At 39.3% G+C, this 21432-nt stretch carries 11 protein-coding genes and 2 pseudogenes; 7 read left to right on the plus strand and 6 right to left on the minus strand.

All coding sequences use genetic code 11. From position 1 onward, the window contains the following. Positions 1 to 131: 131 nt before the first annotated feature. From prwr041_RS06125 to prwr041_RS06150, 6 genes and pseudogenes are all read left to right on the plus strand, one after another. The gene (locus tag prwr041_RS06125; RefSeq protein ID WP_207155447.1) at positions 132 to 1781 is read left to right on the plus strand and encodes a DUF6377 domain-containing protein; all 1650 of its coding nucleotides are present in this window, start codon (positions 132 to 134) and stop codon (positions 1779 to 1781) included. A 50-nt stretch (positions 1782 to 1831) separates the two neighbouring features. Next, positions 1832 to 2011, plus strand: a pseudogene (locus prwr041_RS06130) (helix-turn-helix domain-containing protein); the annotation flags it as partial. Between the two features lie 80 nt (positions 2012 to 2091). Then, positions 2092 to 3582, plus strand: a complete 1491-nt coding sequence (gene cysS, locus prwr041_RS06135; RefSeq protein ID WP_207155449.1) for a cysteine--tRNA ligase — start codon at positions 2092 to 2094, stop codon at positions 3580 to 3582. A gap of 171 nt (positions 3583 to 3753) precedes the next feature. Beyond that, positions 3754 to 4551, plus strand: coding sequence for a M48 family metallopeptidase (locus prwr041_RS06140; protein ID WP_207155450.1), 798 nt, complete (start codon positions 3754 to 3756; stop codon positions 4549 to 4551). A gap of 481 nt (positions 4552 to 5032) precedes the next feature. Continuing rightward, entirely contained in the window at positions 5033 to 5953 is a 921-nt protein-coding gene (locus tag prwr041_RS06145; RefSeq protein WP_207155451.1) for an ATP-binding cassette domain-containing protein, read from the plus strand. A 173-nt stretch (positions 5954 to 6126) separates the two neighbouring features. Then, positions 6127 to 6723, plus strand: coding sequence for an ABC transporter (locus tag prwr041_RS06150; protein ID WP_237072315.1), 597 nt, complete (start codon positions 6127 to 6129; stop codon positions 6721 to 6723). 253 nt (positions 6724 to 6976) lie between these two features. On the opposite strand, the gene prwr041_RS06155 is transcribed toward prwr041_RS06150, so the two are convergent. Together prwr041_RS06155 and prwr041_RS06160 are read right to left on the minus strand one after the other, a co-directional pair. Beyond that, the gene (locus prwr041_RS06155; protein ID WP_237072316.1) at positions 6977 to 9496 is read right to left on the minus strand and encodes a glycoside hydrolase family 31 protein; all 2520 of its coding nucleotides are present in this window, start codon (positions 9494 to 9496) and stop codon (positions 6977 to 6979) included. A gap of 1927 nt (positions 9497 to 11423) precedes the next feature. Beyond that, on the minus strand, positions 11424 to 11861 hold the full coding sequence (locus prwr041_RS06160) for a GatB/YqeY domain-containing protein (protein ID WP_207155453.1): 438 nt from the start codon (positions 11859 to 11861) through the stop codon (positions 11424 to 11426). Positions 11862 to 11995: 134 nt separating this feature from the next. Between prwr041_RS06160 and prwr041_RS06165 the strand changes: the two are divergent. Then, positions 11996 to 13916, plus strand: a pseudogene (locus prwr041_RS06165) (heavy metal translocating P-type ATPase). Positions 13917 to 14026: 110 nt separating this feature from the next. On the opposite strand, the gene prwr041_RS06170 reads toward prwr041_RS06165, so the two are convergent. From prwr041_RS06170 to prwr041_RS06185, 4 genes are read right to left on the minus strand one after another with little or no spacing between them, the layout of a single operon-like run. Beyond that, positions 14027 to 15268 (minus strand): esterase, encoded by a 1242-nt coding sequence (locus tag prwr041_RS06170; RefSeq protein ID WP_237072317.1) that lies wholly within the window; start codon positions 15266 to 15268, stop codon positions 14027 to 14029. Positions 15269 to 15321: 53 nt separating this feature from the next. Further along, positions 15322 to 17682, minus strand: coding sequence for a beta-glucosidase (locus prwr041_RS06175; RefSeq protein WP_207155455.1), 2361 nt, complete (start codon positions 17680 to 17682; stop codon positions 15322 to 15324). A 20-nt stretch (positions 17683 to 17702) separates the two neighbouring features. Next, complete coding sequence (locus prwr041_RS06180) at positions 17703 to 20036, minus strand: glycoside hydrolase family 3 C-terminal domain-containing protein (protein ID WP_207155456.1); 2334 nt, start codon at positions 20034 to 20036, stop codon at positions 17703 to 17705. Then, a complete protein-coding gene (locus prwr041_RS06185) occupies positions 20036 to 21232 on the minus strand; it encodes an esterase (RefSeq protein ID WP_207155457.1) in 1197 nt (398 codons plus the stop codon). The genes prwr041_RS06180 and prwr041_RS06185 overlap by 1 nt, the downstream gene beginning before the upstream one ends. Positions 21233 to 21432 lie beyond the last annotated feature (200 nt).

The raw sequence follows: 21432 nt of genomic DNA on the forward strand, positions 1-21432 counted from the left end.
GATTATTGAATATTTATGAAACCTATAACTCATTGATTACTATTATCTTTCATGTAATTTAAAAAAACATTTAAGTAGATGTTTGATAATATCTTATTTTTTGTTATATTTGCAGAAATATTTAAAAAACCATGTTAAGACGCCTTTTGTACACTGTTTTTTTCTGTATGCTTGCGGGATTGTCCTGTCAGGCATCAAACCAGAAACTCCTTTCACGATTGGATAGTATTCTTTCTAATCGTGAAGCATATCACAATTCCAAAGAAATGTATATTAGTATACTTAAAAACTATGCTAAAAAAAAGCAAAGCAAGGAAGAACTGTTAAAAATATATGAAGATCTTTATCAGGAATACTATGTGTACCAATTTGATTCAGCCAGGGTATATATAAACAAAGCTATTCTGCTCTCCCAGCAAATAAAAAGGACTGATCATGTCATTCAAAATTTGCTCTATAAAGTGCAACTTTTTGGTATAGGAGGACTTTATAGTGAAGCATCCAATTTACTGAATACGATTCAAGTAAACAAAATGCCAAAAGAGTTGTATTTCCTATATTATATTACTCGCTTTACTCTCTATTCATATAGGAGTGATTACTGTAATGATGACTATTATTCTCCAAGATATAGGGCATTGGCAGCATATAGCCTCAAAATGGCCATGCCATATCTAACCAGCAACATGCCTGAATATGATTTCTATCACGGTGAATACTATATATATGTCACGCGAAATGACAAAAAGGCTCTTTCCTACTATTTTAAGACTATCTCTCATCAGAAAGAAACTTCACGTTATTATGCAATGGCCTGCTTTGCCATTGCTAATAACTATAATGCCCATGGTGATACCCGAAAATATGAAAAATACCTAATCCAAGCTTGTATAAGTGATGCGTTATGTAATACACGAGAAAATCTGGCATTACAAGATTTCGCCATCTTTCTGTTTAAAGAAGGCCAAAAAAGTGAAAACCATGTAGAACGTGCCGATAAATATATCAACATTGCTTTAGAAGATGCAAAGTTATATAATAACAGGCTTAGAATATTGGAAATATCTCAAAAACTACCTACCATCGTTTCAACTTACGAAGGTATGATCAAATCAAATAATAGAAAACTTGAATTAACTATTAGTATTATTTCCATACTTATTTTTATCTCCATTTTCGGAATAGTATTGATATTCCGCCAAAACAAGCTTCTTGCCTTACATAGGAAGCAATTTTGTGATAGTAATAATCAGCTCACTCTGCTAAACAATAAACTTAATATTCTCAATTCAGCCCTGCTAGATACAAATCGTAAAAGGGAAGGGCTTGCCAAGCTGTATATTGACCTATGTGCCAAATACATTGACAGACTAAGTAAATATCAAAATTTAGTAAAGAGAAAAATAAAAGCTAATCAAGTTAATGAACTTCTTAGTACTATATCTTCCTCGCGTTTGTCAGAAGAAAATGCTAAAACATTTACTAATAGGTTCGACAAAGCCTTTCTTGATCTTTATCCTACTTTTATAGATGAATTTAACAGTCTTCTGATTGATGGACAATCTAAAAAGAAAGAAAAAATGCCCAAGAACTCTATGACTAATGAACAGCGTATTTATGCCTTGATTAGGCTAGGTGTACAGGAAAGCTCAGAAATAGCATCTCTCCTTTTTTATTCCCCACAAACCATTTATAATTATCGTTCAGCAGTTAAAAATAGAGCAAAAAATAAGGATACTTTTGATGATGATGTACAGAATCTCTGTACAATCATTAAATAATCCTAGTTATAAAAACATATTAATCCACTTGCTGTTAGATAGCATACTTTCCTGTTGAATACATTCGTGATATAAGAATGAAAAAAGCCGCACTGTTGCTTCGTGAAGGTAAATATTCTGTGTCAGAGGTGATGTTCATTGTAAGTTTCTCCAATACGGGATATTTCTCAAAGTGTTTCCAAAAAGCATTTGGAATGACACCTACTGAATTTAGAAAGGGAATAAAGTAATGATAAGAAACGAGGGAAATATTTTGATTTTACCCTATTTTGCATTAACTTTGCAATCACATTAGTAATATAAATATGTTATGGAACAGAATTTTTTAATCTATAATACTCTTACTCGACATAAGGAGTTGTTTAAACCGTTGCATGCTCCTAATGTTGGTATGTATGTGTGCGGGCCTACTGTTTATGGTGACGCACATCTTGGACATGCACGTCCTGCGATAACTTTCGATATCTTGTTCCGCTATCTTAAGCATCAAGGTTACAAGGTGAGATATGTTCGTAATATCACTGATGTAGGTCATCTTGAGCATGATGCTGACGAGGGGGATGACAAGATTGAGAAGAAAGCTCGTCTTGAACAGCTTGAACCAATGGAGATAGCTCAGTATTACACGAATCGCTATCATGATGCTATGGAGGCGCTGAATGTGCTTCCACCGTCTATAGAACCTCATGCTACGGGTCATATCATTGAACAGGAAGAGTTGGTAAAGGAAATCCTTGCTAACGGATATGCTTATGAGAGTAATGGAAGTGTATATTTCGACGTTGTGAAGTACGATAAAGATCACAAGTATGGTATTCTTTCAGGTCGTAACCTCACCGATATGATAAATAATTCTCGTGAACTCAATGGTGTAAGCGAGAAGCATAATCAAGTAGACTTCGCTTTGTGGAAGAAAGCTCAGCCTGAACATATCATGCGTTGGCCGAGTCCTTGGAGTGTTGGCTTCCCTGGTTGGCATTGTGAGTGCACAGCTATGGGCCGTAAATATTTAGGCAGTCATTTCGATATTCATGGTGGAGGCATGGATCTAGTCTTCCCTCATCACGAATGTGAGATAGCACAGGCTGTGGCAAGTCAGGGTGATCAGATGGTTCACTACTGGATGCACAACAACATGATAACCATAAACGGTCAGAAGATGGGAAAAAGTCTTGGTAACTTCATCACTCTGGAACAGTTCTTCACTGGCAAGCATGAGAGTCTGACTCAGGCTTATACTCCTATGACTATAAGATTCTTCATTCTCTCTGCTCATTATCGTGGCACTGTCGATTTCTCTAATGAGGCGTTGATTGCTGCACAGAAAGGTTATGAGAGACTTATGAACGGTATTTCAGACATAGATCGTATTCAGGTTTCTAAAGAATGTGACGCAGAGACAGAGAAGTTTGTCAAGGCATTACGTCAGCGTTGCTATGACGCTATGAATGATGATTTGCAGACTCCGCTTGTTATCAGTTATCTGTTTGAGGCATGTCATCTAGTAAATACCTTACTAGATCATAAAGCTCAGATTTGTGCTGATTGTCTGAAGGAACTTTCAGAGGTAATGCATATCTTCGCTTTCGACTTGTTAGGTTTGAAGAGCGAAAAGGGTGCAAATAATGATGCCCGTGAAGAGGCTTACGGAAAGGTAGTAGACATGGTTCTTCAGCTTCGCACAAAGGCTAAGACTGATAAGGACTGGGCTACTAGCGATCAGATACGTGATGCTCTTGCAAATGCAGGTTTCGAAGTTAAAGACACCAAAGACGGTGTTACTTGGAAGTTAAATAAATAAGATATACGAATTAGCATTGGCTAATGGAAATGAGTGCACAAGTGAATGTGCGCCTTTTGAAATCCCCTCCCGTGAAGAGAGGGGATTTTAATTTGTAAAAATGTTAGCAAGTTCTCATAAAAAGTTTTGAAATACTATTATAAATTTAATCAATGTTTAATATATAAAAAGATGAATTTTAAACTAATGAAGCGTATTACCTTAGTAATACTTTTAGCAAGTTCAATGCCCGCTGCGGCACAATTTAATTTTAAGAAAGTAATTGGCGGTGCATCAAAAGCTGTACAGGCTGTTACAATTTCAGATGCTGATATGGCAGCGTATGTAAAAGAGTATATAGATTGGATGGATAGCCATAATAAGGTTTGTGACGAAAAAAGCAAATATACCATTCGTCTGAATAAACTGACACAGGGATTGACAGACGTTGAAGGTTTAAAATTGAATTTCAAGGTGTATTACGTTACTGATATTAATGCATTTGCGTGTGCTGATGGCAGCGTTAGGGTATTTTCTTCTTTAATGGATATTATGACAGATGACGAATTGCTTGGAGTTATAGGTCATGAAATAGGTCATGTGGCACATAAAGATTCAAAGAAAGCCTTCCGCACAGCCTTACTTACTTCCGCATTGAAGGATGCAGCGGCTTCACAAGGTGGAACAGTGGCTAAACTGACTGATTCCCAATTAGGTGATTTGGGTGAAGCACTAGTAAACTCTACCTATTCTCAAAGTCAAGAGCGTAACGCAGATGATTATGGTTATGACTTTCTAAAAAAATCAGGGAAAAATCCTTGGGCAATGGCTTTGTCTTTCAAAAAGTTGAAAGAGTTACAAGATAAGGCTGGCGCAGAAAAGAATAGCAAAATAAATCAACTGTTTTCTACACATCCTGACTTAGTTACACGTATTGGACGTATGGAAGAACGTGCGACAAAAGACGGTATAGCAAAACCGACAAAGTAAAAAAGCATATTTTACTTTATAACGAATTTCTGTAAATGAATATATAAAATGGAGAAGTAAACTTGTTGTTGAAAGCTCAACGCACAAGATATACTATTTCTTAATATACGAACTGCTCCAAAGCGAATACTTTGGGGCAGTTTTTGTTGTTATATAAATGAGTTGACTCGAAAGTAATCTGTTTTGTCCATCTTATTCATATATATTGATGTTTCCTATAGAATATATTTTGCTTTATAATAAGAAGCATTAAGATGTGAATTGTTGTTTTTTTTGTGATAAAACTATGTTAAATAAAACATAACTGAATTTTATTTCACCAAATTGTTGTTATTTTGTAGTCATACAAAGTCAAATCGATTGAATTGTGACGAATGCTAATTTGCAGACGTTTGCATGATATTTGGAGTGTGTAATCATGAGAAGCGCATTTTAAAACTTCAAAGGAAAATACTACTCAAGATTTTACTATATAAAATTGATGGAACAATTTGAAAATATACTTACTGTTAAGCACTTGAAGAAGTCTTATAAAACCTCCTCTGGTGCTATTGATGTCCTTAAAGATGTAAATTTAGAACTAGGCAATGGTGTGACAGCTATTCTAGGACCGAATGGGGCAGGGAAGACGACGTTAATCAAGATATTTACCGATCTGCTGAACTTCGAAGAAGGACAAGTTGCTTATTGTGGCAAAGAGTTGAAAACTATGACAAAGAAGGAAAAAAGCCAGACTTTTTCTCTGCTGTCTGAAGGGAGTAGAAACTTATATTATAAACTTACGCCACTAGAAAATATCAAATATTTCGCCACATTGAGAGGTATCCCTTTTGACTCCATCAAGGAATATAGTCTTAATCTGCTTCAGAAACTCAATCTGTATGAGAAAAAGAGCGAAATGGTAGAAAATCTTTCGAGAGGTATGCAGCAGAAAGTTGCTGTTGTATGCGCATTGAGTATGAACACTCCTGTGACTTTCTTAGACGAGCCAACTCTTGGACTTGATATGGAGAGCAGTATCAACTTGAGTAAATTCCTTAGAAGCCCTGAATTTACTTCGAATAGATCTATTATCATCACTTCCCATGACTTTAGTTTTATCGAAAATACTGCTACTCAGATATACAAATTACAAGGTGGTATGATGATTGAGAAACAAGAATTTGGAGAAAGTGACGACACTTTTATCATACGCATTAATCATCCGGATATTGATAAAATAAATGATGATGGTTTAGAAATTGTTGACGCATGCGGCCAATATTGCACCATCAAAATATCGGTTTCATCTTTACGATTAGGCGAAGAGATACATAAATTGAATGATGCAGGTCACGAAATTGTTTATGTAGAGGCTGCGAATCAAAACATTACGAATTTCTATCTAAATAAAGAACCATGAAATACTATTTGAATTTATTCTTCCAAGAATTTGAGAAGACATGCAAAATCGCACTGCGATATAAGTTTGACACTATATTTTATATCTTTTTCTGGGCAATTTTAAGCGTAATCATATCCCATGTTCTTTGCGCTAAACATCCCGGAAATGTGCCGATATTTGTTAGCTCGTTTATGATTTGGCTGATTACCAATAATAGTTTCATCGCCATTGTAGAATCTATTATGAAGGAAAACACTCAAGGTACTTTGGAACAGTTATATCTTAATGCGCGTTCCTTCTATAGCCTACTAATAATAAAGGGAGTTGCCGTAAGTATATTATCTATTATAGAATCAATGGTTACTTTATCTTTATGTTTATTGTTTGTGCCAAATGTGAAATTTAGTATGATGTTACAATGGATTTACGTTTTGCCATTGCTCTTTATCGCAATATTCTCACTTATCGGCATTGGCATTACTTGTGCCTCGTTTGCCTTGAAATACAAAAATATCTCAAACTTCTATAGCATGGTGTCGTCCATACTTTTTGGTATTCTTACTTATGGTGCTATTTTCTTAAACAAGAAACTGATATTGACGATACTCTTTCCCTTTGCTAAGGCTAATGCTACTATCCAATTATTCTTAAGAGGAAAAGCCCCAATCAGTGTAAATGCCTATATCATCATAATTATCAACGACTTGCTCATGATGGCATTAGGTTATGTTGTTTTGAAATACTACCTGAAAGAATCCAAGAAGGCTGGCTCCTTGTCTAAATTCTGAAGACAGCTGCATGGTATGGCTGCAAGTATTCTGCGGTTCATGATATTAATCTGCTGGAAAAAACGGATTTATACAATGCTACTATCGAATTTCGATAGTAGCATTATCCGCTAAATTGTGAATGAGTTTCGAAGCTACAGCATATCACTTGGCAATTTTATTCTTCAGATGAACCAGATCAACTCTTATTTATCTCTTCTTATTCATACCTATATAATTTACTATAAATATAAATGGTTACTAAATAATTCCTTTACTTTGCTATATTCAAGAAATCTTCAGTTCTTTGCTCATCAGTCTTTTGTTCTTTTAATAATTCTCTCATATTGGCAAAGTTCTTGCGGAAGGTTTCTATACGTTTTTCAAACTCATTAGGATAGTAGCTGATAGCAATACCAGTAGATTCCATAGAACCAATTCCTTCATTAAGAACAACTCCTGCATCCTGACGTTTCAAGTTTAGAACAGCATTCCTTACATGACGCATCTGCCCTAACAATCCATCGGTAACATCTGAGGCTCCGGAAGGATAAGTAACCTTAATAACCTTAGCGATGCTACAATCCTTTTGAGGGATATCTATTGAAAGTGTCAATTCATTACCATCATATACCGGTTTTATTTCCATTCCATCAACCGTTACTTTTTCTGGTACCGCTGAAGCCAATACTTTTACCTTAAAATTACGATTAGAAGGCATATCTGGATAAAGACCCTTACGCTCGCCAATATTGACAGTTAGTGTATTACCAACTTTCTCAGACGTCAACTTTGTTATTGTATATTGAGTGGCATAATTCTTATCGTTACCATTGTCTTCATACATATTGAAGCTACCATTCATACCAGGGAATACCGTTACTTCAATCGTTTCATCATTACTTTTCAAATTTTTTACTTCTTTATTATAGAATGGCAAAACAGAACCGGCTTTTACATAAATAGGATACTCGTCTAAACGGAAAGTACGTTCTATTGTCTGTCCACCTTTCAATAATGTTCCTGTATGCCATTCATACCAATCGTTACCGGCTGGAAGCCATACATTCAAAGTAGACTTACCATTCTTCATAGGTGATGTAATTGGATAAACCAATACATTGTCACCAAACATATATTCGTTACGATTAGTATAGGCTTCTTTGTTTTCCGGATAATCATAATACATGGGGCGACAAAGTGAGATAGCATCATTATAATCTTTACGAGCCATCGCATAGATATAAGGAACCATTTCATAACGTTTCTGAACAGTATTGCGAATAATATCTATATATTGCTGAGCAAAAGCCCAAGGTTCCTTATTTAGTCCCGCATTTTTTGTTGAATGAGTACGAAGAATAGGGCTCAACGCTCCAAACTGGAACCAACGAATATACAGTTCAGGATTAATATTGTCAACCCCCATATGACCACCTATATCATGACTCCAATAACCATAAAGCACATTAGAAGCCGTCATATTATAATAAGGTTGGTAATCAAGACTCTCCCATGAGATAAAGGAATCTCCCGAGAAACCTATCTGATAACGATGGTTACCAAGTCCTCCCCAACGGTGATAAAGCATGGGGCGAGTATCACGATTGCGTTGCATATCTGTGAAAAGAGTATAATTTAGCCACCATGTATTACTCAGGTCTGTAAACTTTTTGTCGTTGGGCCATTGTTGCCAGTCAAGCCACCAGAAATCGACTCCTGCTTTTTCTAAAGGACGAAGCTGAGTATTAAACCACCCTTCCATAAATTTTTTATTAGATGCTTCCCAAGGAATCACCTTTGTCTTAGTAGTATCTACACCCATCCATTGAGCCATCTCTGGGAAATGAGTTTCGTAAGAAGCAACACCATCTGCAGGGTGCAAATTTAATGTTATCTTCAGATTATTGTTCTTTATATATTTCAAAAAGCCATCTGGATCTGGGAATAAACGCCGATTCCATGTATAACCAGTCCATCCTCCTTTACCGGGTTCTGTATAATGCCAATCCATATCAACAACAAGCACATCCAAAGGAATATCATATGCATGAAAGTTGTTTACTAGGCTTCGAATTTCATCATCAGAATAGCTCCAATAGCGTGACCACCAGTAACCGAAAGCATAACGAGGAGGCAATGGTACCTTGCCAGAGAATAGAGTAAAATCTTTTAAAGCAGATTTATAATTATGACCGTAAGCCATAAAATACCAGTCTTGCGTTTGTCCCTTCTCTGGACGTTCCATAACCCAAGGCCAGTCGCTATGATCAAACAGATAGCTTTTAGAATCGTCAATCAATTTCCATCCACTGGTAGAGAGCAAGCCATCTTCAATGGGCATGGGTTTGTTATCCCCCAAATGCAGATTACCTTTATAGCTGTCCAAAGTCCGATAAGTTCCTTTCAGATTACCGTAGTCCGTCAAGCCCGGTTTCCAGGCAAAAGGTACAAATCCTTTTCCCTTTACAGAAGTGATTGATAGATTGTCTGCTGTAAATTTGCCCGTATTCTTTTTATATTTTAAAATCATTTTGGACGTACAAATCTCTATCATTTTACCACTATTCTTCAATTTGTAGTCTACCTTAGGATAGTTACGGTTGACTGCAATAAACGAATTATTATCTACAAATTTACCATCAGGAACGTACTCCAGACGTGCTACTCCTTCAGTGATTATTGTAATTCGGACTTTACCATCTTGATAAGCTACGTTTGGTAACACCTTCTTTTGGGCAAACAAATTTAGATTTGTCACCCATATACACAATAAACACATGATTACTTTCATTCGATTTCTATACATCATATTTTCTTTAAGTTAGTTAATAGGTTAAATTTTACAGTCAAGTTTTTCAATTGGCTGGAGAAGTGAAAACGAATTCGCAAATTCAGACTTCAATCCATATTGTTTCTGCGTTTTGTATAATACAAAAGACGCTACTTTTATCTTTAAATAATTTTAAATCTGATGTTTTATTCGCAGCCAAAACAAGGTAGCTTTAATAGCACCAGAAACGTAATGCTTGAAAATTTTCACCGACCATACCGAATATGTTATTCGCCATATTATGAATTAAAAGGTTTTCACATAGTATTAGGGCATTGAGTATTAATCCTTGTTATAGTGAAATATACTCTCTGGGCAAAGATAATCGTATTTGATAATCATATAATTGCAAAGCATTATTAAAATTAATTTACAAAAGTACGACTAACTTATTCAAGTTAAAATCGAGCACAAAGATATTCATAATTTTCAGTATACAAAAGAGCTATGAATATAAATTTTATTAAAAATACAGAAATAGCAATAGTAGTTATACCTGTTGTGGAAATCTTAAAAAGAACAAATTAATGCATAATTTCTTCTGTTTAGGGTTTCTCCAAAGTATATTGTATCTCCCAAAATTTTTTTTTTTAGTTTTTAATGCGATTTCCTACATGTTTTGACGAAACGCATTGTTATACAATACGTTAGATGATGTAGGTATGCCCGTTGTTATACACTAAACGGAGTGATTAGGCCCTAATCACTCTGTTGTCCTACATGCTTTACCGAGTAATAAGGGCCTTATCACTCAAAGGCGCACCGAAAAAGGTGATTTTATTTTTGCTGTACTTTATAATTTTGGCTATAATAGGAATTGATTATCATCATTTGTGATTATATTTACGGAATCACTATACATATTCTAAAACTGTTATGGATTATCATCATAGTTTCTGAAATCTCTTACTGACAAGGTTGACATATCGAAATGTTTTATAACTCATTTTAGTTGCCTAATTTTATTTACAAAAAGAACGGAAACTCCTTTTTTGTAATTCCTATGAGAGACTTTATTGTGATTTTCTTTATTGCTGAAAACATGATGTAGTGGCGTAATAAAAAAGCGTCTTTCGTCTTGCGGTTTAATCAAAATCCATCGTTTTATATACAAATACGTGCTTATAATGTAGGAAGCATGTAGGAAAGATGTAGGAAATGGTACTTATATACATAGTGTAAACTGCTTACTAGTAAATACTTAAGCCAAAAATGTAGGAAGTGTAGGTTTTTTTTTTTTTTTTTGGAATCGTTATCAATTCAGGGGAGATTACTTGTCGATTAATGGCCTTTGATGTTAGTAATTTTACGCTCGATCTATTAATCATTGATCTTTTAATTACCTTGATTTTATTGACGTTTTTCTCTTGTTTTCTTTCACTTTTGGGCGTGATAAATAGAAAAAATGTGTGGCATGAAAAAGAAAACAACAATAACGACCGTTTTCTCGTAGCACAAAATATAATAAAGCTGATAATTAAAGGATCTATTTATCACTCCCTAAATTGGCGAAGAACATAATATGACTGTTTATTTAGTGTGTTTTTGACTCTTTATGTAAACGATTGCACATATTTTATAAAAAACAAGTGGTAGTAAGTGTTTGATATCTCGTAAATAATGTTATATTTGCAGTTGATTTTAAAAAACAAATAATTATGAATAAAGATAATCTACTTTTAACGAGTAATGGGGATGACTCAAAGGGTACATCTGCTGACATTGATTTCAATATGTGGCTTTTGGAGTTCCTTGATAGAAAAGTTTAAGTTTTAGTTTTAGGTACATTCTCTCGACTTCATAATATTATAATCGTAAAACTATTATGGGCTGACATATTACAATATGCCAGCCCATATTTTTTTCATGTCTCCATGAAATAAGAATATTATTTTGTTATGTGTGAACGTACAAGATCAGAAACAACCTTTCCGTCAGCAGAACTCCATTTCTCCTTTACTTCCTTTATCACAGTACCCATCTGCTTCTGTTCAATTCCGTCAGGATATGAAGATTTGATGAAAGCATCTATTTCGTCATTTGAAGGAGCCTGAGGAAGCAGGGTCTCTAAAATGAGGTATTCAGCCTTTTCATTGTCGGCAAGATCTTGGCGGTTGTTAGTCAGATATATCTTTTCGCTTTCCTGGCGTTCCTTCACCATTTTGCGTATAATCTGAATCTCTGCGGCATCGTCTAGAGGTTTTGCGTTTTTCGCGGTTGTGAACTTTAGAAACTCACTCTTAAGAAGGCGGTAAACTGCAGCCTTCTCTTTTTCACCAGACTTCATTGAAGTCATGATCATCTTGTTAATTTCACTGTTATACATAAGCTTATATATTTTATGTGTCTTCACTTTAATGAGCAAAAATAGTGCCAAAGATACTATTTGTGGGCTAATGTGACTTTGCAACCAGGTTGTATTTCCTTTTCCATACCTTTGCCCTCGAAAACAATAATAAGATTAATTATGGAAGAAAAAAATATGCATAGTCATGAGCATGAAGAAGAGGGAATGGCACTTTGGCAGATTATAATGTCTGCTGTTATGCTTATAGTAGGTATGATTGCTAATGTTAAGGGGGTGAATATGTTTGAAAACAACACATTCAAACTTGTATGGTATGTGATAGCTTTCATGCCAGTAGGGCTCCCTGTAATGAAAGAAGCTTGGGAAGCTATCGTTGATGATACCGACTTCTTCAGTGAGTTTATGCTTATGTCTGTAGCCACGATAGGAGCATTTGCTCTTGGCGAATATCCTGAGGCTGTGGCTGTGATGTTGCTTTACTCAATTGGCGAGGCTTTGCAGGATAAGGCTGTTGATAAGGCTCGCGACAACATAAAGAGTCTTGTTGCTTTTCGTCCGGATATGGCAAGAAAAGTAGTGGGACAGGAGTATCAAGAGGTTAAGCCTGAAGAGGTGAATATCGATGATATCATTGAGGTGAGACCAGGAGAGCGTGTACCTTTGGATGGCAAACTCGTTACTGCTGCTGCATCAATGAATACTGCTGCGCTAACAGGTGAGTCTGTGCCACGACTTATTGAGACGGGAAAGGACGTTATGGCAGGAATGATCGCTACAGATAGCGTGATACGTATAGCTGTGACACGTATTTCTGCCGAGAGTGCTATAAGTAGAATATTGTCAATGGTAGAGGAGGCTGCAAATCGTAAATCTCCTACAGAGACATTCATCCATAAGTTTGCGCATGTATATACTCCTGTAGTGATATTGCTTGCGGTGCTCGTTGTTGTTATTCCTTGGCTCATATCTTTTGGTACAGCCTATGACTACGTGTTCTCTGAGTGGTTTAAGCGTGCGCTTGTATTCCTTGTTATCAGTTGTCCGTGTGCATTGGTTATAAGTATTCCTTTAGGATATTTCGGTGGCATAGGTGCGGCTAGTAAAAGAGGAATACTTTTCAAGGGAAGCAATTATCTTGATGCTATCGCAAATCTAGATGCCGTGGTATTCGATAAGACAGGAACTCTCACAACAGGCGAATTCAAAGTGCAGCAGGTTGTTGGTATTTCAGAAGATGATATGGCTGTAGTTGCTGCTGCAGAATCGTTCAGCAGTCATCCTATTGCTTCGGCAATAACACGATATGCTGGTAAAGATAACATGTCTATAGATGACTCTTTGCTTAGAAATATTCCTGGCGCAGGAGTGGCTTATGGTAATATGCTTATAGGAACGCTGAAATTGCTACGTGACAACGGAGTTGACTATGATAAGTCACTGAACAGTATACCCGAAACAATCGTTGCTGTAGCCAAAGAAGGACAATTTAAGGGGTATATATTACTTGCTGATACTCCCAAAAGTGATACTGCAAATCTTCCACTAAGACTGAAAAGACAGGGAATAGGGATGATGCAGATATTGAGTGGTGACAAACAGGCATTGATAGATAAGCTTGTGTCTGACCTTAACAAAGGTGGTAAGATGCACGTAACAGGATTTGGTGATCTACTGCCACAAGATAAGGTTTCGCATATCTCTGCACTTAAAGAACAAGGAAAGAAAGTGGCTTTTGTTGGTGATGGAATTAACGATGCACCAGTATTGGCACTTAGCGATGTAGGCGTGGCAATGGGAGCCATGGGCTCTGATATGGCTGTTGAGACTGCTGATGTAGTAATTCAGACCGACGAACCAGGAAAGGTTGCTGAGGCTGTGGCAATAGGTAAGCGAACACGAAGAATTGTTTATCAGAACATAATTCTTGCTATCGGTGTAAAACTTATTGTGATGATACTTGGAGTGTTTGGCGTGGCAAATCTATGGGAAGCTGTATTTGCCGACAGTGGAGTAGCATTGCTTGCTGTTATGAACAGTACACGTGTATTCTTAACGAAAAAAAGTGGGATTTAATATCCCACTTTTATTATCTTTCTGCAATCTTCAAGTATAGTCATCAGCTCGTCCATCTTTGTGGCTCTAAGCATCGCTATACGTGTTTGTCTAGAATCAATTTTCCGTTTTTACTTAAATAATTTTTGTGCAAATGTGGTCAGATAGATTCTCCAGTTGCGCCAGATGTGCCCTCCATCGGTCTCCATGTATTCGTATGGATAATGGTTCTCGTCAAGGAACTTACGCAAGTCCGCGTTGGCTTTATAGAGAAAATCGGAGTTGCCGATAGCAATCCAATAGAGTTTCGGGTTGCTGTTGAAGAGCTTTTTCATTTGCTCTTGAAATACCTTGTCGGCCTTCATCTGATTGTAGATTGAAGGATCTTTCAAATTGATGTTCTTACCTAAGTGTAAGCCTGCAGAGAAAAGCCCATAGTAGTTGAAGTCGTTCGGATAGAGACGGCTGATGTTAAAGGTGTGTCCACCACCCATAGAGAGACCGCAGACGGCACGTCCTTCACGATTCTTGATAGTCTTATAGTGACTATCCACATATTTCACGATATCCATAAAACTTTCTTCCATACTTGTTGCAGCGGGAGTCTTGGGGCCCGTGTTGCCCATGAATGATGGTGTATACATACCAAATGACCATTCACCTGGGGCTGCTTGGCAGTTAGGATTACCGTTAGGCATGACTACAATCATTGGCTTAGCTTTGCCGGTTGCTATCAGGTTATCCATGATTTGTGCAGCACGTCCTAGTTCGCTCCAAGCGTTTTCATCGCCACCGGCACCATGTAGTAAATAAAGTACAGGATAAGCTTTTCCTTTGTCATAGCCTGCTGGCGTGTAAACTGTCATGCGACGGTTCATCTTCAACGTTGGACTAGGATACCAAACTTTAGCTAAATCACCGTGAGGAACTTCGTTGACGCTGTAAAGGTCACCCTTGTCACCCTTGTGTTTAGTGGTGATGAATATATTGCTGTAGGTGGCGATGTCGCGGTTCATATATATGTTGGCAGGGTCGTTGATGTTAAGACCATCAACATTGAATGTGTAGGAATAGAGTTCTGAAGGCAGAGCGGGAGTGGTAAAACTCCACAGTCCTTTTTCATTTCTCACGAGTTGAGCACTTCCAGGGGCATCATATTCACCGCTAGCGGTTTGTATCTTGACCGTAGGAAGGAAGTCTCCGCTCACGCTTACCTTCTGCGCTTGTGGGGCATAGAGGTTAAAAGTGACGGTCTCGTCAGCGTTTTTGACTGGTGATTGGATATTGATACCATTGAAAAGTTTCTCTTGCGCCATGCTGCTTGCCCCTATCATCAGGGCAAGTGCGGCTGTGAATATTAGTTTTTTGTTCATTGCTTATAGATTCTTGTAATAGTTATTCTTCTTTTATACTTCATAATTATGGATTAGCGATGCAGCAGATTAAGAGGTTCTTGAGGGGCAAGTACATTATGGACCGAGGTCTCTTGTGCTTTCACGGAAGTTGAAAGGGTAGCTCTTATGTCACGTGATGAATTACCGATGAGCAGCTGATATATTCCTGCATCTATTTTCCATGCTGATGCTGCTTCATTAAATGAAGCTAAATCAGACGTTTTGACTGTGAGTGTAACAACTTCTGTTTCACCGGGTTTCAAGGCCTTTGTCTTGGCAAAAGCCTTTAGCTCTTTAGTTGGTTTATTGAATTTTTTACTGTTGGGAGCAGCTTCATAGAGCTCGACAACCTCTTTTCCTGTTGTCTTTCCGATATTCTTTACATTTACAGTAACGGTAATTATATCACCATTATTGTTTACTTTAGCATTAGAATAGTAGAACTGTGTGTAGCTGAGTCCATAGCCAAAAGGATAAGAAACCTGCTTGTTAAAACTGTCAAAATAGCGATAACCCACGTAAATATCTTCCTCATAGTTGGTGTAGTCTACGTTTTTTTCGTTGTTTCCAGCCTTACCTTGGTTAGTCATATTCAGGTCGGGCATCTTGTCAATAGGAAAGTTTTTTGAGGAATAAGCGTCAGCAAAGTTGATAGGCCAAGTCATTGTGAGCTTTCCAGAAGGTGATGTTTTACCGCTTATTACGTCAGCAACGGAGTTGCCTCCTTCCTGTCCAGCCTGCCAAGCACAAAGAATTGCATCGGGCATTGCTTTCCATGACGCAGTTTCAATGGCTCCACCGACATTTAACAGTACGATGACTTTTTTGCCAACCTTATGATAGGCTTTACACACATTGCTGATGAGTTGATTCTCTTCTTTGGTTAGATTGAAGTCTGCTTGCTTACGGTCGAGGAACTCACCGCTGATGCGTCCTAATGTGATTATGGCTATCTGGGCGGTCTTAGCTTGCTTATTTAGTTGCTCGGGTGTGATATTCATCTCGATAGGACGGGGCGAAGGAAGGAACATTGCAAGCATGGCAGTCTGTTTGTCTTTCTTCATAGCCTCTTCCATGTGTGCTTTCTCGGCAGCCTTACAGTCGGAAATATATTGGGTGTATGCCTTTTGTAGTTGGCTATCAACACGATAGCCGGCATTTTTCAACCCCTCTAGGAGAGACACTATATAGGCATGATTCACATTGCCGGAGCCCGTACCTCCGGCTATGAAATCGTAGCTTGTGCAGCCATATAGGGCAATCTGCGTGTTGGAAGCCTTGGTTCGAAGGGGTAACGCACCATTGTTTTTGAGCAATACCATACCTTCTGTGGCACTCTGTCTGGTTACGGCTGCGTGTGCTTTAAGATCAGGTTTGTTGCTGTAATGATAGCCCTGGTAGCGTGGTGTCTTCTCAATGAGATTCAAAATTCGTGTTATATTGCGGTCAAGATCACCCTTTTCTAATTTCCCGTTCTTCACGCTTTCAACGATAGAAGTGAACTGTTCTGCCTTTCCAGGTTGTAGCATATCGTTGCCTGCCCATACTTGGGTTGCCCCGTCCTTGCCGCCAAACCAGTCGGTCATCACGGTACCTTTGTAGCCCCATTCATCGCGAAGAATAGTGGTGAGCAAGTCTTTGCTTTCTGAAGTATATGTGCCGTTAATTTTGTTGTAAGATGACATCACTGTCCAAGGATTGGCTTCTTTGATGGCAATCTCAAAGGGTTTAAGATAGATTTCCCTGATTGCACGTTGTGAAATCCGTGCATCGGTGTTCATGCGGTTGGTTTCTTGGTTGTTGAAGGCAAAGTGTTTGATACTTGTTCCTACACCATTGCTTTGAACACCCCGTATATATGCTGCTGCTGTCTTACCAGCTACAAGTGGGTCTTCACTATAGTATTCAAAGTTACGTCCGTTTAATGGGTTGCGATGAATATTGACAGCAGGCGCCAACAGAACGTCGGTCCCATACTCTTTGGCCTCGTTTCCTATGGCTTTTCCTACTTCTTCCACCAACTGTTGGTTCCATGTTGATGCCAATAATGTACCGATTGGGAAGTGAGTGCAATAATAGGTTGCGGTGTCCCCAGCGCGATGTGCGTCGATACGGAGGCCCGCTGGGCCGTCAGCCAGCACTATAGATGGAATCCCAAGTGAATCGAGTGGGTAAGTTGTTCCGGCTGCTCCAGGTACCAACGACTTTGTGGCTCCAATGACAGCATTGTTCCCGTTCATGCCAGCCATACCCGTTCCAATGACGAAGTGGGCTTTGTCGGTCAATGAAAGTCTCTGAAGTATGGCTTTCTTATCAATTGTCTTGGCTTGCGGAATACAGACGATAGTCAGTGAAGCAGCCAGTGCAATAGAGAATATGTTTTTTGTTTTCATAGGTTTGGTTTTTTGATAGATTAGCGATGTAGTAGGTGAAGTTTCACCAAAGGCTTCATCACATTATTTACTTTGCGGATAGATGCCTTGACAGTTGCCTGACAACGGGTTTCTACATCATTTGCAGAAGAGCAAATGAGGAATTGATAAGTGCCGGCATCAGTCTTCCAGGCCGATGCTTTTTCATTGAATGAAGCAAGATCGTCGGCATTTACTTTCATTGTTATGATCTCGCTCTCATCTGGTTGAAGTAGGTGTGTCTTGGTATAATCACGCAGCTCTTTGGCTGGTTTATTGAGATGCTTGCTTTCTGGTGCGGCTACAAACAGCTCTACAACATTGCGTCCTGCACGTTTGCCAGTATTCTTTACCTCGACGCTTACGGTATAGACCTTGCCCTGCTGAATGACTTTTGCCTGATCGTAGGCAAAGGTTGTGTAGGACAGACCAAAGCCAAATGGGAAACTGACTTGCTTGGCGAAACTGTCGAAATAGCGGTAGCCCACGTATATATCCTCGTCATAATCGGTGTAGTCGATATTGGCTTTAGGCTCGCGTTTGGTGTTCTGCTTGTCACCCCCCCACATGTACATAGATGCCAAATCCTTCATATCTTTCACGTCGGACGGAAAGTTTTTGTCGGACGCAGCGTCACCATAGGCATTTTGGAATGTGACAGGAAGTTTTCCAGAAGGGTTAACTGCACCTGAAACTACGTCGGCAATGCTGTTGCCAATCTGTTCTCCGCTCTGCCAAGTACAGAGAATACCATCGACAAGAGACTTCCATGAGCTCGTTTCGATAGGACTGCAAATATTGAGTAGTACGACAACTTTTTTGCCTTCCTTGTGATAAGCATCGCTCACCTGTCGTATCATCTTCAGCTCTTTATTGTAAAGATTAAACTCATCTTGCGTTCGGTCGGCGGCTTCACCACTCTTTCTGCCTATGGTGATGACGGCAACATCTGTGTTTCTTGCGTTTTCTTGCAGTTGTTGGTCTGTCATTTCAATTTCTTCGGGGCGATTGAGTGGACGTAGGGCAAACGGAGGAAGCCCGTTAGGATAAAGTCGCTTCTGTTCCGATACGATATGCGTTTTATATTGGTTTAGAAGTTGTTTGTAAACTGTGAAACCAGCTTTGCGGAGCCCTTCGACGAGCGAGACCGTGTAACGGCTCACCATCGTACCACCAAAGCCTGTTCCACCAGAAATGATGTCATAGCTTGTGCAGCCATAAAGGGCTATGTTTTTTCCTGTCTCTAATGGTAAAACATCGTTGTTTTTTAGCAAGACCATGCCCTCGGTACCAATTCTTCGGTCGTCGGCAGAATGCTGTTTCAGGTCGGGTTCATTGGAATATGCGTAGTCGGCAAAGCTGTGACTCTTGACTATGAATTGCAAAATGCGCTTTACATTGCGGTCTAATACGGTCATTGGCAGCTTTCCGTTCGTCACATTAACCAGCAGTTCCTTATACTGACTGTCCTGTCCGGGTTGCAACATATCGTTGCCTGCTAACATTGAAGCTGTAGCACTCTTACCTGCATTCCAGTCGGATACCACCAATCCCTTAAATCCCCACTCGTTGCGGAGTATGGTTTCAGTAAGTGAAGGGTCTTCACATGTAGGCTTCCCATTAATACTGTTGTAGGCAGTCATGACAGTCCATGGATTGCCAATCTTAGTGGCTAATTCGAAGCCACGCAAGTAAAGTTCGCGTAAGGCACGTTGACTGACACGGCTGTCGTTGGCATTGCGGTTGGTTTCCTGATTGTTGGCAGCAAAATGCTTGATGCAGGCTGCCGTGCCCTCGCTTTGGATCCCCGAAATATAATAGGCTGCAATTGTGCCCGAAAGATAGGGGTCTTCGGAATAATATTCGTGGTTACGACCACAGAGAGCATTACGCATGAGGTTCATGCTCGGTGCAAGAATCCAGTCGAGTCCATATTCTCGGGTCTCGTTCCCGATGCCTTTCCCGACGAGATAGGCTGCTTGTTTGTCCCAAGTTGAGGCCAGAGTGATGCTTGTCATATAGTCAGTACAGAAGTAATCGCGGCTATCATAGTCGCGATGGGCATTCATCCGGAGTCCTTGATTGCTGTCAGCACAGTAGGTAGATGGTATGCCCAAGCGGGGAATAGCGTAGGTACTTCCTGCCGTACCAGGAAACTTCACCTCGGTTCCATAGCCCATCCCGCAGCCTAAAACAAGGTGGCATTTTTCTTCAACGGTCATGGCATTTACCACTTCGTTGATATTCCCAGGCTGCAAACGTGGCTGTGCAGAGACGGTGAAGCCATGGCAGCAACAAACCGCCATAGCTATTATTAAGATATGATTTCTTTTCATTATTTGAATAATTTAGGGACAAACTCGCTCAAATAGATTCGCCAGTTACGCCAGATGTGACCGCCTTCGGTCTCAAGGTATTCATATTTAAAGTTTTTGGAATCAAGATAATGGCGCAATTCGGCATTGTTCTTATAGAGAAAATCACTCTTGCCGATACCGATCCAGAACAGTTTCGGATGTTTGGCAAATAGGTTGTCAATCTTCTGTTCGCGGTTGGCATAAATCTCGTCAAGTCCACCTTTCTGTTGTTGGTCCACGGCTGCGGAGAAGAGTCCCACGTAGTCAAAGGTATCAGGATTGTTGATGGAGATGAACAGAGAGTGAAAACCACCCATTGAAAGACCGGCGATGGCGCGGTGAGCCTTGTCTTTTTGCACGCGATAAGTGTTTTCGACAAACTTGATAACATCGGGGAAAGCTTGCTCAAAGTAGCCATCCATGGTTTTGGGAAGAGCCATAGTGGGGACCGTGAAGCCTTGGGAAGTCTCGCCTGGGCAAGCCTCCTGTGAGATGTTTCCATTGGGCATTACGACAATCATAGGTTTTGCTTTGCCTTGAGCGATGAGGTTATCAAGAATTTGCGCTGCGCGACCAAGTTCTGTCCAAGCTTGTTCATCACCGCCGATGCCATGAAGCAGATAGAGCACTGGATATTTCTGCTTGCTGGTTTCATAGCCTGCTGGGGTGTAAACCGTACAGCGACGGGTCAGACCAGCTGTAGGGCTGTTGTACCAAATCTTTGAAACAGTTCCGTGCGGCACCTTGTTCACTTTATATAAATCAGCGCGGTCACCACCAATGAGGAAGATACTTGTGGTGTTGGCAATGTCGCGAATGGCATAGACATTGGAAGGATCGGTCACCTTTACACCATCGATAATCATATTATATAGGTAGAGTTCGGGTTTTATTCCTTCTTTTGTTGTGAATGTCCACAGACCTTTATCGTCCTTAGTGAGATCGGCTACGCCCGGTGCGTCGTATTCACCATAGGATGTGTTCACTTTTTGTGTGGGCAGAAAGTCACCCGTTATTTGCACCTTCTGTGCTTCAGGAGCCATGAGCCGGAAGGTTACTGTGTTGTCAACATTCACTTCTGGAGATTTTGGAGCCTGTCCACCAAAGAGGTTTTGCTGGGCAAAACTGCATACTGTCAGCGTTGCCATGCATAGGGTCATCAATTGTCTTTTCATTGTGTTTCAGAGTTTTATAATTGTTATATAATGTCTTTTACTTTTTTTGTAAATCGCAAATTACAGATAATCAGTCTGTTATCCAATGCTATTCGGTGGGTTTGGAATATGCGCCATATTGGAGAATTGTTTTTCCTCCCTTATTCTAATAACGCTGTATTCCGTCTCCCATCGCTGTGGAACGAGGCACGAGAGACTTA

It is taken from the genome of Prevotella herbatica, from assembly GCF_017347605.1.
In the GTDB taxonomy this organism is placed as follows: Bacteria; Bacteroidota; Bacteroidia; order Bacteroidales; family Bacteroidaceae; genus Prevotella; species Prevotella herbatica.

Excerpts from the sequence above, each read along its gene's own strand:
- prwr041_RS06125 (WP_207155447.1), top strand. The coding sequence starts at position 132 with ATGTTAAGACGCCTTTTGTACACTGTTTTTTTCTGTATGCTTGCGGGA.
- cysS (WP_207155449.1), top strand. The coding sequence starts at position 2,092 with ATGGAACAGAATTTTTTAATCTATAATACTCTTACTCGACATAAGGAG.
- prwr041_RS06140 (WP_207155450.1), top strand. The coding sequence starts at position 3,754 with ATGAATTTTAAACTAATGAAGCGTATTACCTTAGTAATACTTTTAGCA.
- prwr041_RS06145 (WP_207155451.1), top strand. The coding sequence starts at position 5,033 with ATGGAACAATTTGAAAATATACTTACTGTTAAGCACTTGAAGAAGTCT.
- prwr041_RS06150 (WP_237072315.1), top strand. The coding sequence starts at position 6,127 with ATGATTTGGCTGATTACCAATAATAGTTTCATCGCCATTGTAGAATCT.
- prwr041_RS06155 (WP_237072316.1), bottom strand. The coding sequence starts at position 9,496 with ATGAAAGTAATCATGTGTTTATTGTGTATATGGGTGACAAATCTAAAT.
- prwr041_RS06160 (WP_207155453.1), bottom strand. The coding sequence starts at position 11,861 with ATGTATAACAGTGAAATTAACAAGATGATCATGACTTCAATGAAGTCT.
- prwr041_RS06170 (WP_237072317.1), bottom strand. The coding sequence starts at position 15,268 with ATGAACAAAAAACTAATATTCACAGCCGCACTTGCCCTGATGATAGGG.
- prwr041_RS06175 (WP_207155455.1), bottom strand. The coding sequence starts at position 17,682 with ATGAAAACAAAAAACATATTCTCTATTGCACTGGCTGCTTCACTGACT.
- prwr041_RS06180 (WP_207155456.1), bottom strand. The coding sequence starts at position 20,036 with ATGAAAAGAAATCATATCTTAATAATAGCTATGGCGGTTTGTTGCTGC.
- prwr041_RS06185 (WP_207155457.1), bottom strand. The coding sequence starts at position 21,232 with ATGAAAAGACAATTGATGACCCTATGCATGGCAACGCTGACAGTATGC.